Source organism: Kribbella capetownensis (assembly GCF_004331485.1).
GTDB lineage: Bacteria > Actinomycetota > Actinomycetes > Propionibacteriales > Kribbellaceae > Kribbella > Kribbella capetownensis.
In genome coordinates this window covers 417,916-433,787 of record NZ_SJKD01000007.1, presented here as the reverse complement: position 1 = coordinate 433,787, position 15,872 = coordinate 417,916, and the positions used below count along the sequence as shown (strand labels likewise).

Sequence of the window (15,872 nt, the reverse complement as noted above, 5' to 3'; positions counted from 1 at the left end):
CGAGCACCCAATTCCAGGCCGCTTCGCCCAGTTCGCCGTACGGCGTCATGGGCGGGCGTTGCGGAGCCGGATGCCGCTCCACTCGAGGGTGCTGGTGGTGGTCTCCGCCCAGAAGTCGTGCAGGCGGGGCAGCACGCGCAGCTGGATGCCGGCCTCGTCGTGCAGCTCGAAGAGGTCGCCGACGCGTTCGGGTGGACCGAGCGGCCGGACCTCCGTGGTCGCGACGAACGCCGCGTCGAACTCGTCGAACTGCTTGGCCGGCAGGCGGTAGGCGTACAGCTCGACGGAGCGCATTGCGTCCAGCCAGCCGTACTCGACCGCGTGCACGCGAGTCCCGGAGCCGACGCCGATGATGCGGTCACGGTCGTCAGGGGTGGTGTCAGGCCCGACCCACGCCATCGCGCGGGGGCACTGCCGGGGGAACCAGTAGTCGGGGGCGCGGTCATAGCCGACGGCCCAGACGTACGGTGTGGCCTCTCGCGTCGTCTTGGCGACGTGCGGCCGGAAGACCTCGATGGTCGGATCTTCGGAGAAGTGCAGGACCTCACCGGCTGCCGGGCGCATGCTCAGCAGCTTAGTCAGATCGCCGCGTCAGGTCTGAGGGTTTACGGGTTCAGGCCGCAGTGGTCGCGCAGCCACGGCATCGGGTCGATCGCTTCGCCGCCGTGCGGGTGGACCTCGAAGTGCAGGTGCGGACCGGTGGTGTTGCCGGTCACGCCAACCGCGCCGACCTGGTCACCGGCGTACAAGGTCTCGCCGACCGAGACGCTGAACTTCGACATGTGGTTGTACCAGGTGACCGTGCCGTCCTCGTGCCGGACCTGGACCTGGCGGCCGTACGCGCCGGCCCAGTCGGCGAAGATCACCACGCCCTTCATCACGGTGTGGATGGAGGTGCCGATCGGGGCGGCGAAGTCGGTGCCGGTGTGGTTACGGGCCCAGCGGGTGCCACCCTGACCGAAGGTCGCGGTGATGTGGTACCCGGAGATCATGATCTCGCAGCGGGTGGCGGACTCGCGGGCCTTCTTCTCCGCCGCGTCGGCCGCGGCCTTGGCCTTGGCGAGGGCGGAGGCGCGCTTGCTGGTCAGCGCCTGGGTCGCGGTGAGCTTCGCCGCCCGGGCCTTGGCCAGCTGAGCGGCCGCGGCCTGCTTCTTGTTCGTGTCGTTGCCGGCCAGCTGGACCCGGGAGGAGTCACGGGTGGCGAGCTGACGCGCCTGGATGCGGGCCGTGGTGATGCCGGACATCGAGCCGTTGTCCAGGCTGAGCGCGGCCAGGTTCACCGCGGAGTTGGCTTGCGTCGGCGAGGCAAGGGTGCTGTGGCTGAATCCCACAGCTCCTGCCGCCGCAGCCAGGGCCGCGGTCAGACCGACGATCTGGGTACTGCTGGGGGTGGTACGCCTGGCGACGCGATGCTTGGCACTGTGACGTCCTGCGCCGGGATTGCGCGCAGCGTTGCCGGGCGTGACGCGGTCTCCCGCGGCACGGTGCTGGGACACAACGTGGCCTTTCGGTCACAGGGGAGGGGCTAGGGGTGGGGCTAGGAGGGGCTTGAAGCTGTGCACCCTCCGGGAGGTTTTATTCCCCCGGCGGGCTCATGCACCATAACGGATGGGTCACGAGGCCACAAACCCCGCCACCCCCTTTCGGGCCCGTCCTTCACGAAACTTTTGCATGAGCGGCTGCACGTGCATTCGCCGTCGGTGCCCGGAAAGCTGCCTTGTCAGGCAGTTCCTGCGGCGTCGGCGTCCTGCTCGTCCAGGTGGGCCAGCATCTCGGTGATCCGATGCACGACCTCGCCGTGGAACGGCAGGGACAGGTGGCCCACGCCGCGAATCCGCAGATTACTCGCGACCAGGTCGGTGTGCCGGATCCGGGCCCGCCGCTGCGGCACGATCAGTTGGTCGACGTCGCTGTAGAACGCGACGAACCTGGTCCGGCAGCCGGGCGCCGGCTCGGCCAGTTCGGCCATCAGGTCGCTGTCCGGCCGCACCTGCTTCACCAACGGCCACGGCAGCAGTCGCGCCGCCACGGTGCCCTGATGCGGCGTCCCGAGCGTGACGCAGGTGTGCACCCGCTGATCCCCGCCGAGCCGCTGGACGTAGTACCGCGCGATCAGCCCGCCGAGGCTGTGCCCGATCACGTGGATCTGGTCCGACCCGGACGCCTCGCAGATCGCCTCGATCTCCTCGCCCATCCGTTCCGCGGTACGACGGACGTCCAGGGTCAGTGGTGAGTACGAGAACGTGTGGATGCTGCTGAACCCGCGACGCACGAGCTGGCGGCGCATCAGCGCGAAGATGGTGTGGTTGTCGATGATCCCGTGCGCGAGCAGGATCGGCGTACCGGCGGCTCTGACGTCGCTGACCAGCAGGCTGCGCTGGGCTGGAGTCAGGCCGGTCAAGGTGAGTCGCTCGGTGCGGGAGCCCGAGCTGCCGACCAGGCCGAGTGGGTACATCGCCAGATGGGTGGTGAGCCAACCGATCTCGACGGCGGCGCCCTGGAGTACCCGCGGTGAGAGTGCGGACCGGGCGCCGTACAGCAGTCCGTCCACTGCGCCACGTACCTCGTCCTGCCAGGCACTCATCGGCGACTCCTCACACAACCAGACCCCCCGATTGGTCCGATCTCTTCCAAGGTAACCGGTTCCCACCTGGCGTGGCGGGGAACACACACGTTCGTGTCTTATCCGCGATGATCGGACCGGATAGCCTGCGAACATGCCTGCTACGAGTCCTCTCCGGGTCGTTGTCGCCAAGCCTGGCCTGGACGGCCACGACCGTGGCGCGAAGGTGGTCGCGCGGGCGCTGCGAGACGCCGGCATGGAGGTCATCTACACCGGCCTGCACCAGACCCCGGAGCAGATCGTCGAGACCGCGATCGCGGAGGATGCCGACGCGATCGGCCTGTCGGTGCTGTCCGGGGCGCACATGACCCTGTTCAAGCGGGTCCGCGAACTGCTCACCGAGCGGGATGCCGACGACATCGTGGTGTTCGGCGGCGGCATCATCCCGGACGCCGACCTGCAGCCGCTGGCCGAACTCGGCGTGCACAAGATCTTCACCCCCGGCGCGACTACCACCGAGATCGTCGAGTGGGTCCGTGCGAACGTCGGCGACGCGTCCGCCACGACGGCCTGACCCGGGCGATCCGCTCCGGAGCGTGATGACGACTGCCCGGAGTCGTTCTGAACAGTCACGGCGTGTTCAGTCAGGTTACTAACCGGTAATACCGAATCGTTAAGAAGCACCCGGTTGTGCGGGCTGTCGAATCGCGGTCGCATACAGCCATGCGGCTGTCCGTTCCGGACTGTTCAGCGGCGGGCTGTGTGGCACAGAACACAGGGCCCTCGATGTCGGTTACTGTCCGGACAGGCGGGGACACGGTGCGGTGGGGGCCGATGACCCGTTCGACGCAGGACCAAGTGATATCCCATCGGGAGAGGGCAGGTAGACGATGAGGTTTGAACGATCACATACACGCAAGGCCGCGTTCGTGGCCGTCGCCAGCAGCCTGGTGCTGCTCGCGTCCGCGTGTGGTGGCGGTGACGACGGGAGCAGCGGTGACAGCGGCTCGTCCGGGGGCGCAGCGCTCGAAGGCCGCGGTCCGATCACGTTTGCCACCGGCAAGGACACCTCCGGGAACCTGACGAACCAGGTCGCGGCGTGGAACTCGCAGCACCCGGACGAGAAGGTCACTGTGTCGGAGCTGCCCGAGTCCGCGGACCAGCAGCGCGCGCAGATGATCCAGAACGCGCAGATCAAGTCCGACGCGTTCAGCGTGCTCAACCTCGACGTGGTCTGGACCGCTGAGTTCGCCGCGAACCGTTGGGTGACCGAGCTGCCGCAGGACCAGTTCCCCGACCTGGGCAAGCTGCTCCCGTCGACGCTGGACACGGCGAAGTACCGCGACAAGCTGTACGCCGTACCGGTCACGTCCGACGGTGGCCTGCTGTACTACCGCAAGGATCTGCTGGACAAGGCCGGCGTCCAGCCGCCGAAGACCTGGGCCGAGATGAAGGACGCCTGCACGAAGATCAAGGCGCTGCCCGAGGCCAAGACGATGAGCTGCTACGCGGGTCAGTTCGAGAAGTACGAAGGCCTCACGGTGAACTTCTCCGAGGCCGTCAACGGTGCGGGCGGTGTCGTTGTCGGTGACGACGGCAAGCCGAACGTCGACACCCCGGAGGCGCTGGAGGGCCTGAACTTCCTCGTCGACGGCCTGAAGTCGGGTGAGTTCCCGAAGGCCTCGATCACCTACACCGAGGAGCCGGGCCGCCGGGCGTTCCAGGAAGGCTCGCTGATCTTCCACCGCAACTGGCCGTACGTGTACGCGCTGGCGGAGAAGACCGACGGTTCGTCGAAGATCAACGGCAAGTTCGCGGTCGCGCCGCTGCCGGGCATGTCCGGCCAGGGCGTGTCCACCCTGGGTGGCCACAACTACGCCATCTCGGAGTTCGCCAAGAACAAGGCGACCGCGGCGGACTTCATCAAGTTCATGTCCAGCGAGGAGCGCCAGAAGGCGAACATCGAGAAGACCTCGCAGGCACCGACCTGGGCGTCGCTGTACGACGACGCGGCGCTGAACAAGCAGTTCCCGTACCTGGCCCCGCTGAAGGCCTCCATCGAGTCCGCGAAGTCGCGGCCGAAGGTGGTCAAGTACGGCGACGTGACGACCGCGATCCAGGAGGCGGCGTACGGCGCGATGACCGGCACGATGCCACCGAAGGACGCGTTGACCGGACTGCAGACCAAGTTGAGCACGCTCATCACGCAATGACCCATCGCGGGGCCGGCGCGTAGTGGCAACGCTGCGTGCCGGCCCCGGCCTGTCACCGCCCGCCGGAAGGCGGACGGAGAGAAGGAGGCAGAGGTGAGTACATCCGCCCCGGTCGCAGAGCGACCGAAGCAGAAGACCACCAAGAAGCCGCGGCGGAGCTCGTTCAACGAAGGCACCGGGCGGCTGGCCGCACTGCTGCTGTCGCCGACCCTGATCGTGCTGCTCCTGGTGGTCGTCTACCCGATCCTGTCGGCGCTGCGCGAGTCGCTGTACACGAGCGGTCAGCGGATCGACGAGAGCGGATTCGTCGTCCAGGGGTCCGAGTTCGTCGGGCTCAAGAACTACTCCGCGATCTTCCATGGCGAGACCGCGGACCGATTCTGGAACGCCTTCTACAACACCACGTTCTTCACCGTCACCTGTGTGGTCCTGGAGACGATCATCGGTGTCGCGATGGCACTGGTGATGCACAAGGCGTTCAAGGGCCGCGGTATCGTCCGGGCCAGCATCCTGGTCCCGTGGGCGATCCCGACCGTCGTGTCGGCGCTGCTGTGGAAGTGGATCTTCCAGGCCGACGGCATCGCCAACGCCATGCTGGGCACCCAGATCCTGTGGTCCACCGAGGGCTGGCAGTCAGTCCTGTCGGTGATCATCGCCGACACCTGGAAGACGGCGCCGTTCATCGGGCTACTCGTACTGGCGGGTCTGCAGACGATTCCGGACGAGGTCTACGAGGCGGCGAAGGTGGACGGCGCCAGCGCCTGGAAGACGTTCACTCGGATCACGTTGCCGCTGGTGAAGCCGGCGCTGCTGGTCGCGGTGCTGTTCCGCATCCTCGACACGCTGCGCATCTTCGACCTGCCGTTCGTCCTGGTCGGCCCGAACAAGGAGTCGGTCGAGACGCTGTCGATCCTGGCGTACCTGGAAGCCAACCAGACCCGCTACGGGCCTGCGGCGGCGTACGCGACTCTGCTGTTCATCTACGTCGCGGTGGTCGCGTACGTGTTCGTGCGGCTGCTCGGTGCGGACGTGATCGGCGAGGCGCGGGCGGCCCGGAAGAACGGCGGCGGCCGTGGTAACCGGCGTCGTCTCCAGGAGGCTCCGTCGGAGGTCACCGGGGCCGCCAGCATGTCCATCCCAGGAGGTCAGTGATGGCTGTAGCTGAGAAGGCTCCGAGGAGAGTCGTCAACGTCAAGGCGGCGGAGGCGCCCTGGTACCGGCGGTGGCTGCCACTGCTCGGTATCGCGATCATCGTGCTCTACTGCCTGGCGCCCTTCTACTGGATGCTCGTGTCGGCGCTGCGCCGGCCGACCGACCAGTTCGAGAACACGATCATTCCGACCACCTGGTCGCTGGACAACTTCACCGACGTGTTCAAGCCCGGCACCGGGTTCGGGCGCGGCCTGCTGAACAGCCTGATCGTGGCCGGCACGGTGACGATCCTGACCCTGCTCATCGGCCTGGTCGCGGCGTACACGCTGGCCCGGCTGGACTTCAAATTCAAGAACGTCGTCCTGGCGATCATCATCACCACCTCGATGTTCCCCGGCATCTCGCTGGTGATCCCGCTGAAGAAGCTGTTCAGCGACATCGACTGGATCAACACCTACCAGGCGATGATCGTGCCCAGCCTGTCGTTCGCGCTGCCCCTGGCGGTGTGGAACCTGACCGCGTTCTTCCGGCAGATGCCGCGAGAACTCGAGCAGGCCGCCATGGTCGACGGGTGTACGCCGGCCCAGGCGTTCCGCAAGATCATCCTTCCGCTGGCCGCACCGGGTGTGTTCACGACCGCGATCATCACGTTCATCGCGGCCTGGAACGAGTTCCTGATCGCGCTGAGCATGGTGAATAAGAAGGAGATCCAGACCGCGAACGTGATCATCTCCCAGTTCACCGGTACGTCGGGCCGTGACCAACCGTTCGGCAGCCAGATGGCGGCCGGTGTCATCGTCACGATCCCGCTCGTGATCGCGGTGCTGATCTTCCAGCGCCGCATCGTCGCCGGCCTGACGGCAGGTGGCGTGAAGTAGGCGCACGACAACCACGAAGGCCGGAGCCGCACCCGCGGCTCCGGCCCCCGGTGGTGCGGTCAGAGCTGCAGCCAGGCAGTGGCGTCGACGGGTAGGCGGTTGCCGGTCAGAGGCTCGCTGGACAGCAGGAGTTGCTGGTGCGGCGGGAGCGGGATGGGGACGTCGCTGAGGTTCACCAGGCAGCGGAACGAATCGCGGGTGAAGGAGAGGACACCGGCGGGGGCTTCGTCGTCCCAGGTGAGGCGGCCTTCGCCGAGGGCTGGGTGTGACCGACGGATACGCAACGCGGCCTTGTAGAGGTTGAGGTGGCTGTCGGGGTCGTTGGCCTGCGTCTCGGCAGTCAGAGCTGACCAGTTGGCTGGTTGGGGAAGCCAAGGCTGGTCGGTGCCGGGGCCGAAGCCGAAGGGTGGCCCCGAACCGCTCCACGGGATCGGGACGCGGCAGCCGTCGCGGCCGCGGACCGTGTGGCCGGAGCGTTCCCACGTCGGGTCGTCGAGAACGTCCTCGGGCAGATTCTCGACCTCGGGCAGCGCGAGCTCGTCGCCCTGGTAGACGTACGCGCCACCCGGCAGCGCGAGCTCGAGCAGCGCCGCGGCACGGGCCCGGCCGCGGCCGAGCTCCAGATCGGTCGGTACGACGCCCGCACCTTCCAACGCGTCCCGCTGGTCCCGGCCGTACCGCGTGCGATGCCGGATGGTGTCGTGGTTGCTCAGTACCCAGGTCGCCGGTGCGCCGACCGCCCACAGGTTCTCCGTGGTGTGGTCGATGACCTCCCGCAACTCCTTCGCGTCCCACGCACACCGCAGTACGTCGAAGTTGAACGCGGAATGCAGTTCGTTGGACCGCACGTACTGCGCCAGCCGCTCGGCCGGCGACAGCCATGCCTCGGCCACGAACACCCGCGGTCCTTGCGGCGTATCGGCGTACTCGTCGGCGATCGCGCGCCAGCGCTGGTGGATCGTGTGGACCCCGGGCTGGTCGTAGAACGGGTTGCCGACGTACTTCTCCCGTGTCGGTTCCCCGTTGTGCAGCGGTACGTCGGGCAGCGCGGGGTCCTTGGCCATCGAGTCGGCCACGTCGATCCGGAACCCGTCGATGCCGCGGTCGAACCAGAACCGCAGGATCGCGTCGAACTCCTCGATCACCGTCGGGTTGTCCCAGTTCCAGTCCGGCTGGGAGATGTCGAACAGGTGCAGGTACCACTGTCCGTCGTCGATCTGCTGCCAGGCGCCGCCACCGAACGCGGCCGGCCAGTTGGTCGGCGGCAGACCACCGTCCTTGCCGTCGCGGAACCAGAACAGGTCCCGCTCCGGCGAGCCCTTGCCCGCCGCGAGTGCGGCCTTGAACCACGGGTGTTCCCAGGAGCAGTGGTTCGGCACCAGGTCGATCAGGATCCGCAGACCGAGCGCGTGCGCCTCGGCGATCAGCGCGTCCGCGTCCGCCAGCGTGCCGAAGTCGGGGTTGATGTCGCGGTAGTCGGACACGTCGTACCCGCCGTCGAGCAGCGGGGACGGGTACCACGGGCTGATCCAGATCGCATCGATGCCGAGATCGGCGAGGTACGGCAGCCGGGCGCGGATGCCGTTGACGTCACCCGTCCCGTCACCGTTGGCGTCGGCGAAGGATCGCGGGTACACCTGGTAGACGACGGCGCTACGCCACCAGTCGTCAGCTGGTCTGGTTGCTGGATCGGTCATGCGTCCCAGCCTGGCACGGCCCGGGAAGAATCCTGTGACGGTCGTCTCAGCGTGTACCCCGGCTGTTGCCGTGCCCGGCACGGTGGCTAGTCTCAGGCCGACGGAACGCGCCGGCGACCGTGCCCCTCCATTGGGTTCAGCCCGCCTGCCGCGGCCTACTCGAACAGGTGCGAGAGAGGGACCACAGTCGTGGACTTGATGGAATACCAGGCGAAGACGGTCTTCGCCAAGCACGGAGTGCGGACGACCGTGGGTGCGGTCGTGACCACTCCGGAGGAAGCCCGCGCGGCGGCCGAGGAGATCGGTGGCCGAGTGGTCGTGAAGGCCCAGGTCAAGACCGGTGGCCGCGGGAAGGCCGGTGGCGTCAAGCTCGCCTCCTCACCGGACGAGGCGGAGGAGAAGGCCCGCGAGATCCTCGGGCTGGACATCAAGGGCCACGTCGTCAAGATCCTGAACATCGTGCCGGCCGCGGCGATCGCCGAGGAGTACTACTTCTCCTTCCTGGTCGACCGGGCCAACCGCAACTACCTCTGCATCGCCTCGGCCGCCGGCGGCATGGAGATCGAGGAGGTCGCGCACACCAATCCCGACGCGGTGGCGCAGATCTCGATCGACCCGGGCACCGGCGTGGACGAGGCGAAGGCGCGTGAGATCGCCACGGCGGCCAAGTACCCCGCCGACGTGATCGACGCCGTCGTACCGGAGATCGTCAAGTTGTACGACGTCTTCATTGCCGAGGACGCCTCGCTGGTCGAGGTGAACCCGCTGGTCAAGCTCGCCGACGGCACCGTCGAGGCGCTGGACGGCAAGGTCACCCTGGACGAGAACGCGGACTTCCGGCACCCGGACCACGCCGAGTTCGAGGACGTCTCGGCGGCGGACCCGCTGGAAGCGGCGGCCAAGGCCAAGGGCCTGAACTACGTGAAGCTGGACGGCTCGGTCGGCATCATCGGCAACGGCGCCGGTCTGGTCATGTCCACGCTCGACGTCGTTGCGTACGCCGGTGAGGAGTTCGGTGGCCAGAAGCCGGCCAACTTCCTCGACATCGGTGGCGGTGCGAGCGCCGAGGTGATGGCGAACGGGCTGGAGATCATCATCTCCGACCCGCAGGTGGAGAGTGTGTTCGTCAACGTCTTCGGTGGCATCACCGCGTGTGACGAGGTCGCGAACGGCATCGTGCAGGCGTTCGAGCTGCTCGCGAGCCGCGGCGAGGCCGTCACCAAGCCGCTGGTCGTCCGGCTGGACGGCAACAACGCCGAGGAGGGCCGCCGCATCCTCGACGAGGCCGGCCTGGCCGGTCTGGAGCGGGTCGACACGATGGACGGCGCCGCCAAGCGGGCCGCCGAGCTGGCTGCGAAGTAAGGGATCGCTGAACATGTCTATCTTCCTGACCAAGGACAGCAAGGTCATCGTCCAGGGCATGACCGGCTCGGAAGGCACCAAGCACACCACCCGGATGCTTGCCTCGGGCACCAACATCGTCGGCGGCGTGAACCCGCGCAAGGCGGGGCAGAGCCAGGACTTTGACGGCAAGTCGGTGCCGGTGTTCGGGACTGTCGCGGACGCCGTCAAGGAGACCGGCGCGGACGTGTCGGTCATCTTCGTGCCGCCGAAGTTCACCAAGGATGCGGTACTGGAGGCCGTCGAGGCCGCCGTACCGCTGGTCGTGGTGATCACCGAGGGCGTGCCGGTGCACGACACCGCCGCGTTCTTCGCCGCCGCGCAGGCGTCCGGCACCACCCGGATCATCGGCCCGAACTGCCCCGGCATCATCACCCCGGGCGAGTCGAACGCCGGCATCATTCCCGCCGACATCGCGGGTCCCGGCCGGATCGGTCTGGTGTCGAAGTCGGGCACGCTGACGTACCAGATGATGTACGAACTGCGGGACTTCGGGTTCTCGACCGCGATCGGTATCGGTGGTGACCCGATCATCGGGACCACGCACATCGACGCGCTGCAGGCGTTCCAGAACGACCCCGACACCGATGCGATCGTGATGATCGGTGAGATCGGTGGTGACGCCGAGGAGCGGGCGGCCGCGTTCATCAAGGCGAACGTGACCAAGCCGGTCGTCGGTTACGTCGCGGGCTTCACCGCGCCGGAGGGCAAGACGATGGGCCACGCCGGCGCGATCGTGTCCGGCTCGTCCGGTACGGCGGCCGCGAAGCAGGAGGCCCTCGAGGCCGTCGGCGTGAAGGTCGGCAAGACGCCGACCGAGACCGCCAACCTGATGCGCGAGATCATGCAGGGCCTGACCAAGTAAGCATCAGCGGTAGCGAGCGGGACCTGCGGCCTCGGCCGTGGGTCCCGTTACTGTTTGCCGGGGCCCTACTTGTTTGCAGGGACTTACTTGTAGGCGGCGGAGCGCTCGGTGGCGCGGATCAGCGTCTCCCGGAAGCCGCTGTCGGTGACGTCGAGGCCCTTCAGCACCGGGAACAGCAAGTAGACCGCGCGATCACCGGAGACCGCGACGCCGATCCGGTAGGTGAACTTGTTCCCGCTACCGGTGTCGAACGACGCTTCCCAGGTCTCGCCCTTCATCACGCTGGTCGCGATCTCGCCGGTCGATTCCACCTTCGCGTTCGAGACGGTCTTCCCGCAGCCGTCGACGTTCTTGCGGATCTGGGCGACGAAGGTGCTCGCCGCCTTCGCGGTCGCGAACTTGGCCACCGTGTCGTCCAGGCCGAACTCGGTCGGCACCTTCGCGTCCGGGGTCAGATACGTCTGCGAGCCGTACTTGGTCGCCTTCGCCTTCTTCGGGTCGAAGTTCTCGCATTGAGTACCGGGGCCGGTCTTCGCCGGGGTACTCACCCACGGCTTGTCGATCTCGGCCAGCACCGGCAGGTCGACCGGCGCCATGAACCCCGGCGCCTCAGTGCTCGGCAGCAGACTCGGCTTCGCCACCGGTGCCGCCTTGCTGCAGCCGCCGGACTGCGCGCAGATCCGCTTCGCGGCCGCGGCCGCGGCCGTCAGTACGGCGTTCGGCGGGGGCGGCGTCCCGGCGATCGTGTCGTGCTCCAGCACCATCGTCGCCTGACCGGCGACCGCGACGGCGATGGTCTTGTACTTCGTCTTGGTCCCGGACGGCTGTCCGAAGACGGCGATCCAGCCGCGCTCACCGACGCCCGTGGTCAGGTAGCTGGCGGACAGCCGGGTCTGCTTCTCGGAGTTGCACTGGCCGAGCCAGCCGACGATCGAGTTGTACGCCTTGCCGGCCGCGGCCGCGTCGTTCGAGACCTCGACGTACTGGACGGCGGTCTGCTTGGTGGCCGCGTTCTGGAACGTGCGGACCCAGGTGCGCAGTCCGGCCGGGTCGGCGAACCGCTGGGACTGGCACGCGAACGCGCGGTCCGGCGCGCTGCTGCCGTCGGCGGTCTTGGTGATCGTCCACGCCCCGGTCGCGCCCAGCGGCTTCGCGGTGGCGCCGTCGAGCAGGGCCTTGTCGTCGGTCAGCACCTTCGAGTCTGCGGACTTGTCGTCGGAGGCTCCGCTGCCGGCGTTCGCGCTGGGTGAGTTGTCGCCGCCGAACGCGTTCAGAGCGGCAACACCGCCGCCTCCGACCAGAAGAACGACCGCGATTCCGGCCGCGATCGTCTGGTTCCGCTTACGCGCCTTCTGCCGGCGCGCCTCCCGGGCAGCGGCACGACCGCCGCCGCGCGGTGCGCGGTGGGAACCGGCCAAAGCTCGACCTCCTGACTGATTCCACCCGACAGTACCCGGTGGATCCCGGTCGCCCACAGTCAGCTACCCGCCGGCCAGCGGGGGTGAACCGAGCGTGAGCAAGCGCGCCGAAGTCTTCCATATCCGGCGTGTCAGAACGAGTGGCATCTCGCGCCAGGGTGACGATGGGAGTCAGATGACCGACATGCTGAGCCGCCCGGGCGCCCGTGACGGCGGACCACACCAGACGCCCGGGCCCGCCCCGTCCGACGTCGTCGCCCCGACCAAGCCGGTAATCCTGTCGGCGATGCTCTCGGCCGGAGCCTGCCTGCTGACTGGTCTGCTCACGTGTGCTGCGGTGGCCGTGATCGGCTGGCTGGCCGCGACGTTCGGCGGCGCCTCCGGCGCACTCCGCGCCGGCGCATCCGCCTGGCTGGTTGCCCACAAGGCCGGTGTGACGCTCGGCGGCGGGTCTCTCACGATCGCACCGCTCGGTCTGACGTTGTTCTTCGCCTGGTGTCTCTACCGCGGTGGCAAGTCAGCGGCCAGGAACAGCGCGGCCGACCGGACCGGGGACCTGATCCTGCTGTCCGGAGTGTTCGCCGTCGTCTACGGCCTCGGTGGGCTCATCGTGGCGCTGCTCACAGCGGACGGGTCGCTGAAGGTGCACCCGCTGGCGGCGTTCCTCGGTGCCGCGACGATCGCCTTCGTCGCCGGGACCCTCGGCGTACTGGTCGAGTCCGGTGCGGCCTCGGACATCGCCGACGCGACACCGATCGGTCTCCGCGACACCGTGCCGGCCGCGGCGGCCGCGGTCCTGACCGTGATCGCGATCGCTTCGGTGCTGTACGGCGTACTGCTCGCGATCCACTTCTCTCGCATCACCGGGATGCTCGAGCTGCTGGATGCCGGTGTGATCGGGTCGGTGGTGCTGTTCGCCATCTGCCTGATGCTGGTGCCGAACATGATCTTGTACGTCGTCTCGTTCCTGGCCGGACCCGGATTCCAGCTGGGCGTGGGGACGACGATCGCCCCGACCGGAGTGGACGTCGGCAATCTGCCTGCGCTCCCGCTGCTGGCCGCCGTACCTGAGGATGGCGCGACACCGACGTACCTGCTCGCACTGACCGCTGTGGTCCCGCTGATCGCTGGTGTGGTGGCCGGACTGGTCGTGGTGCGGCGCGGTCTGGTGGACGAGGAGGCGCAGGCGCTCGGCTGGGACGCCTTTGCGCTCCGCGGTGGTATCGCGGCGCTGATCGCGGGCGTGATGCTCTACCTGCTGATGGCGCTGTCGGGCGGCTCGGCCGGCCCTGGGCGGATGTCGGCCGTGGGGATCCCGGCCGCGTTGCCGGCGGCCGGCGTACTGGCCGCAGGGATGGCGATCGGGGCGTCGATCACCGCCGCGGTCATCGCCTCCCGCCGACCGGCTGACGTCGAGGTGGACGCCGCGGGATAAGGTTTGCGGCGTGACAGACCCGGTTGCGCCTACCCCTGACCCTGCACGCCTTGTCGTGCTGGTGTCCGGATCGGGATCGAATCTGCAGGCCCTGCTGGACGCCTGCGCCGACCCGGCGTACGGCGCCCGCGTCGTCGGCGTCGGTGCCGACCGGGACGGGATCGCCGGGCTGGACCGGGCCGCGTCCGCCGGGGTGCCGACCTTCGTGCACAAGGTGAAGGACTACGCCGAGCGGGTCGAGTGGGACCGTGCGCTGACCGCGTCGGTGTCCGAGCACAAACCCGACCTGGTCGTGTCGGCCGGCTTCCTGAAGCTCGTCGGCGACGACTTCTTGGCCGCGTTCGGCGACCGGTACATCAACACCCACAACGCGCTGCTGCCCGCGTTCCCCGGCATCCACGGGCCGCGGGACGCGCTCGAGTACGGCGTGAAAGTGGCCGGCGCGACCCTGTTCTTCGTGGACGGCGGCGTCGACACCGGGCCGATCATCGCGCAGGTCGTCGTAGCCGTCGAGGACGACGACACCGAAGAAACCCTGACCGAGCGGATCAAGGAGGTCGAACGCCGCCAGCTGGTGGAGTGGGTCGGCCGGCTGGTGCGCGACGGTTGGACCATCACCGGACGAAAGGTTCGACTGAAGTGAGCACCGACCGCAGGCCGATCCGCCGGGCGCTGATCAGCGTCTACGACAAGACCGGTCTGGAGGAGCTCGCGACAGCACTGTCCGCGGCCGGCGTCCAGCTGGTGTCGACCGGTTCCACCGCGGCCCGGATCGCGGCGGCCGGCGTACCGGTGACGAAGGTCGAGGAGCTGACCGGATTCCCGGAGTGCCTGGACGGGCGGGTCAAGACACTGCACCCGATGGTGCACGCGGGGCTGCTGGCCGACGTACGCAAGACCGATCACGTCGAGCAGTTGGCCGAGATGCGGGTCGAGCCGTTCGACCTGCTGGTGAGCAACCTCTACCCGTTCACCGAGACCGTTGCGTCCGGTGCGTCGACGGACGAGTGCATCGAGCAGATCGACATCGGTGGGCCGTCGATGGTCCGTGGCGCGGCCAAGAACCACGCCAACGTTGCCGTCGTGGTCTCGCCGTCCCGCTACCCGGAGATCGTTGCGGCGCTGGCTGCCGGAGGGTTCAGCCTGGAGGAGCGGCAGCGGCTCGCCGTCGACGCATTTGTGCACACGGCGTCGTACGACGTCGCGGTCGCGTCGTGGATGGGCAGCGTGCTCACCGACACGTCGGACGGCAGTGGGTTCCCGGCCTGGGCCGGTGCGACCTGGGAGAAGGCCGCCGTACTGCGGTACGGCGAGAACCCGCATCAGCCGGCGGCGCTGTACACCAACGGTCGTGGCGGTCTCGCGTCCGCGGAGCAGTTGCACGGCAAGGAGATGTCGTACAACAACTACGTCGACGCTGACGCGGCCCGGCGTACGGCGTATGACTTCGGCGAGCCGGCTGTCGCGATCATCAAGCACGCGAACCCGTGCGGCATCGCGGTCGGCAAGGACATCGCCGAGGCTCACCGGCGCGCCCACGAGTGCGACCCGGTCTCGGCGTACGGCGGTGTGATCGCGACCAACCGGCCGGTCTCGGTGGACCTGGCCAAGCAGGTCGCGGAGATCTTCACCGAGGTGCTCGTCGCGCCGGCGTTCGAGGATGGCGCTGTCGAGATCCTTCAGGGCAAGAAGAACATCCGGCTGCTGGTCGCGGACGCACCGACTGATGGCGATGCAGTCGAGATGCGCGCGGTCAGCGGTGGGTTGCTGATGCAGCACGTCGATCGGTTCCAGGCTGCTGGTGACGACCCGTCGGCGTGGACGCTGGCGGCTGGTTCCGCGGCGTCGCCTGAGGTGCTGGCCGACCTCGCGTTCGCGTGGAAGGCGTGCCGCGCGGTCAAGTCCAACGCGATCCTGCTCGCAGCCGACGGCGCCTCGGTCGGCGTCGGCATGGGCCAGGTCAACCGCGTCGACTCCTGCCGGCTCGCCGTCTCCCGCGCAGGTGAGCGCGCCACCGGCTCCGTGGCTGCCTCCGACGCGTTCTTCCCGTTCCCGGACGGGCTCGAGGTGCTGATCGAGGGTGGCGTCAAAGCAGTAGTCCAGCCCGGCGGCTCCATCCGCGACGAAGCCGCCATCGAAGCCGCAGAAAAAGCCGGCATCACCATGTACTTCACCGGCACCCGCCACTTCTTCCACTGAGCACGGTCCCCCCACGCGTGCTCCCGCCCGCCTTTCCTTGAGTTGCAGGGC

14 protein-coding genes are annotated in these 15,872 nt (G+C 68.2%); 9 read left to right on the top strand and 5 right to left on the bottom strand.

Annotated features, from left to right (window positions below; translation table 11 throughout):
• Window positions 1-45: 45 nt before the first annotated feature.
• The 3 genes from E0H75_RS30090 to E0H75_RS30080 all read right to left on the bottom strand — a co-directional run bounded on the left by E0H75_RS30090 (window position 46) and on the right by E0H75_RS30080 (window position 2,584).
• Complete coding sequence (locus E0H75_RS30090) at window positions 46-564, bottom strand: DUF6886 family protein (protein ID WP_131517052.1); 519 nt, start codon at window positions 562-564, stop codon at window positions 46-48.
• A gap of 41 nt (window positions 565-605) precedes the next feature.
• Window positions 606-1,331, bottom strand: a complete 726-nt coding sequence (locus E0H75_RS30085) for a M23 family metallopeptidase (RefSeq protein ID WP_238163350.1) — start codon at window positions 1,329-1,331, stop codon at window positions 606-608.
• Between the two features lie 389 nt (window positions 1,332-1,720).
• The gene (locus E0H75_RS30080) at window positions 1,721-2,584 is read right to left on the bottom strand and encodes an esterase/lipase family protein (RefSeq protein ID WP_131517051.1); all 864 of its coding nucleotides are present in this window, start codon (window positions 2,582-2,584) and stop codon (window positions 1,721-1,723) included.
• Window positions 2,585-2,717: 133 nt separating this feature from the next.
• Here E0H75_RS30080 and E0H75_RS30075 point away from each other — a divergent pair, with 133 nt between their 5' ends.
• The 4 genes from E0H75_RS30075 to E0H75_RS30060 all read left to right on the top strand — a co-directional run bounded on the left by E0H75_RS30075 (window position 2,718) and on the right by E0H75_RS30060 (window position 6,806).
• Complete coding sequence (locus E0H75_RS30075) at window positions 2,718-3,137, top strand: coenzyme B12-dependent isobutyryl CoA mutase small subunit (RefSeq protein ID WP_131517050.1); 420 nt, start codon at window positions 2,718-2,720, stop codon at window positions 3,135-3,137.
• Window positions 3,138-3,453: 316 nt separating this feature from the next.
• Window positions 3,454-4,776 carry an ABC transporter substrate-binding protein gene (locus E0H75_RS30070; RefSeq protein WP_131517049.1) on the top strand — a complete coding sequence of 441 codons (1,323 nt, stop codon included), beginning with the start codon at window positions 3,454-3,456 and terminating at the stop codon, window positions 4,774-4,776.
• A 93-nt stretch (window positions 4,777-4,869) separates the two neighbouring features.
• Window positions 4,870-5,928, top strand: coding sequence for a carbohydrate ABC transporter permease (locus tag E0H75_RS30065; RefSeq protein WP_131517048.1), 1,059 nt, complete (start codon window positions 4,870-4,872; stop codon window positions 5,926-5,928).
• A gap of 131 nt (window positions 5,929-6,059) precedes the next feature.
• Window positions 6,060-6,806, top strand: a complete 747-nt coding sequence (locus tag E0H75_RS30060) for a carbohydrate ABC transporter permease (protein ID WP_420323309.1) — start codon at window positions 6,060-6,062, stop codon at window positions 6,804-6,806.
• Between the two features lie 59 nt (window positions 6,807-6,865).
• Here the strand turns inward: E0H75_RS30060 and E0H75_RS30055 are convergent, their stop codons facing one another.
• Window positions 6,866-8,503 (bottom strand): glycoside hydrolase family 13 protein, encoded by a 1,638-nt coding sequence (locus E0H75_RS30055; protein ID WP_131517046.1) that lies wholly within the window; start codon window positions 8,501-8,503, stop codon window positions 6,866-6,868.
• 189 nt (window positions 8,504-8,692) lie between these two features.
• Here E0H75_RS30055 and sucC point away from each other — a divergent pair, with 189 nt between their 5' ends.
• Both sucC and sucD read left to right on the top strand, forming a co-directional pair.
• Window positions 8,693-9,865: an ADP-forming succinate--CoA ligase subunit beta gene (sucC, locus tag E0H75_RS30050; RefSeq protein ID WP_131517045.1), complete on the top strand. Its 1,173-nt coding sequence runs from the start codon at window positions 8,693-8,695 to the stop codon at window positions 9,863-9,865.
• 13 nt (window positions 9,866-9,878) lie between these two features.
• Window positions 9,879-10,769: a succinate--CoA ligase subunit alpha gene (gene sucD / locus E0H75_RS30045; protein ID WP_131517044.1), complete on the top strand. Its 891-nt coding sequence runs from the start codon at window positions 9,879-9,881 to the stop codon at window positions 10,767-10,769.
• A gap of 83 nt (window positions 10,770-10,852) precedes the next feature.
• On the opposite strand, the gene E0H75_RS30040 is transcribed toward sucD, so the two are convergent.
• Window positions 10,853-12,187 carry a hypothetical protein gene (locus E0H75_RS30040; protein ID WP_131517043.1) on the bottom strand — a complete coding sequence of 445 codons (1,335 nt, stop codon included), beginning with the start codon at window positions 12,185-12,187 and terminating at the stop codon, window positions 10,853-10,855.
• A 175-nt stretch (window positions 12,188-12,362) separates the two neighbouring features.
• On the opposite strand from E0H75_RS30040, the gene E0H75_RS30035 reads away from it, so the two are divergent.
• The 3 genes from E0H75_RS30035 to purH are packed head-to-tail and all read left to right on the top strand — an operon-like array spanning window position 12,363 to window position 15,821.
• Window positions 12,363-13,622 (top strand): cell division protein PerM, encoded by a 1,260-nt coding sequence (locus E0H75_RS30035; RefSeq protein WP_131517042.1) that lies wholly within the window; start codon window positions 12,363-12,365, stop codon window positions 13,620-13,622.
• 10 nt (window positions 13,623-13,632) lie between these two features.
• Complete coding sequence (gene purN / locus E0H75_RS30030; RefSeq protein ID WP_131517041.1) at window positions 13,633-14,265, top strand: phosphoribosylglycinamide formyltransferase; 633 nt, start codon at window positions 13,633-13,635, stop codon at window positions 14,263-14,265.
• On the top strand, window positions 14,262-15,821 hold the full coding sequence (gene purH / locus E0H75_RS30025; protein ID WP_131517040.1) for a bifunctional phosphoribosylaminoimidazolecarboxamide formyltransferase/IMP cyclohydrolase: 1,560 nt from the start codon (window positions 14,262-14,264) through the stop codon (window positions 15,819-15,821). The genes purN and purH overlap by 4 nt, the downstream gene beginning before the upstream one ends.
• Window positions 15,822-15,872 lie beyond the last annotated feature (51 nt).

What these genes read in the sequence shown, in the direction of transcription:
- E0H75_RS30055 (WP_131517046.1), bottom strand. Translation starts at nt 8,503, where the DNA reads ATGACCGATCCAGCAACCAGACCAGCTGACGACTGGTGGCGTAGCGCC.
- sucD (WP_131517044.1), top strand. Translation starts at nt 9,879, where the DNA reads ATGTCTATCTTCCTGACCAAGGACAGCAAGGTCATCGTCCAGGGCATG.
- E0H75_RS30060 (WP_420323309.1), top strand. Translation starts at nt 6,060, where the DNA reads ATGCTCGTGTCGGCGCTGCGCCGGCCGACCGACCAGTTCGAGAACACG.
- E0H75_RS30075 (WP_131517050.1), top strand. Translation starts at nt 2,718, where the DNA reads ATGCCTGCTACGAGTCCTCTCCGGGTCGTTGTCGCCAAGCCTGGCCTG.
- E0H75_RS30070 (WP_131517049.1), top strand. Translation starts at nt 3,454, where the DNA reads ATGAGGTTTGAACGATCACATACACGCAAGGCCGCGTTCGTGGCCGTC.
- E0H75_RS30090 (WP_131517052.1), bottom strand. Translation starts at nt 564, where the DNA reads ATGCGCCCGGCAGCCGGTGAGGTCCTGCACTTCTCCGAAGATCCGACC.
- E0H75_RS30035 (WP_131517042.1), top strand. Translation starts at nt 12,363, where the DNA reads ATGACCGACATGCTGAGCCGCCCGGGCGCCCGTGACGGCGGACCACAC.
- E0H75_RS30080 (WP_131517051.1), bottom strand. Translation starts at nt 2,584, where the DNA reads ATGAGTGCCTGGCAGGACGAGGTACGTGGCGCAGTGGACGGACTGCTG.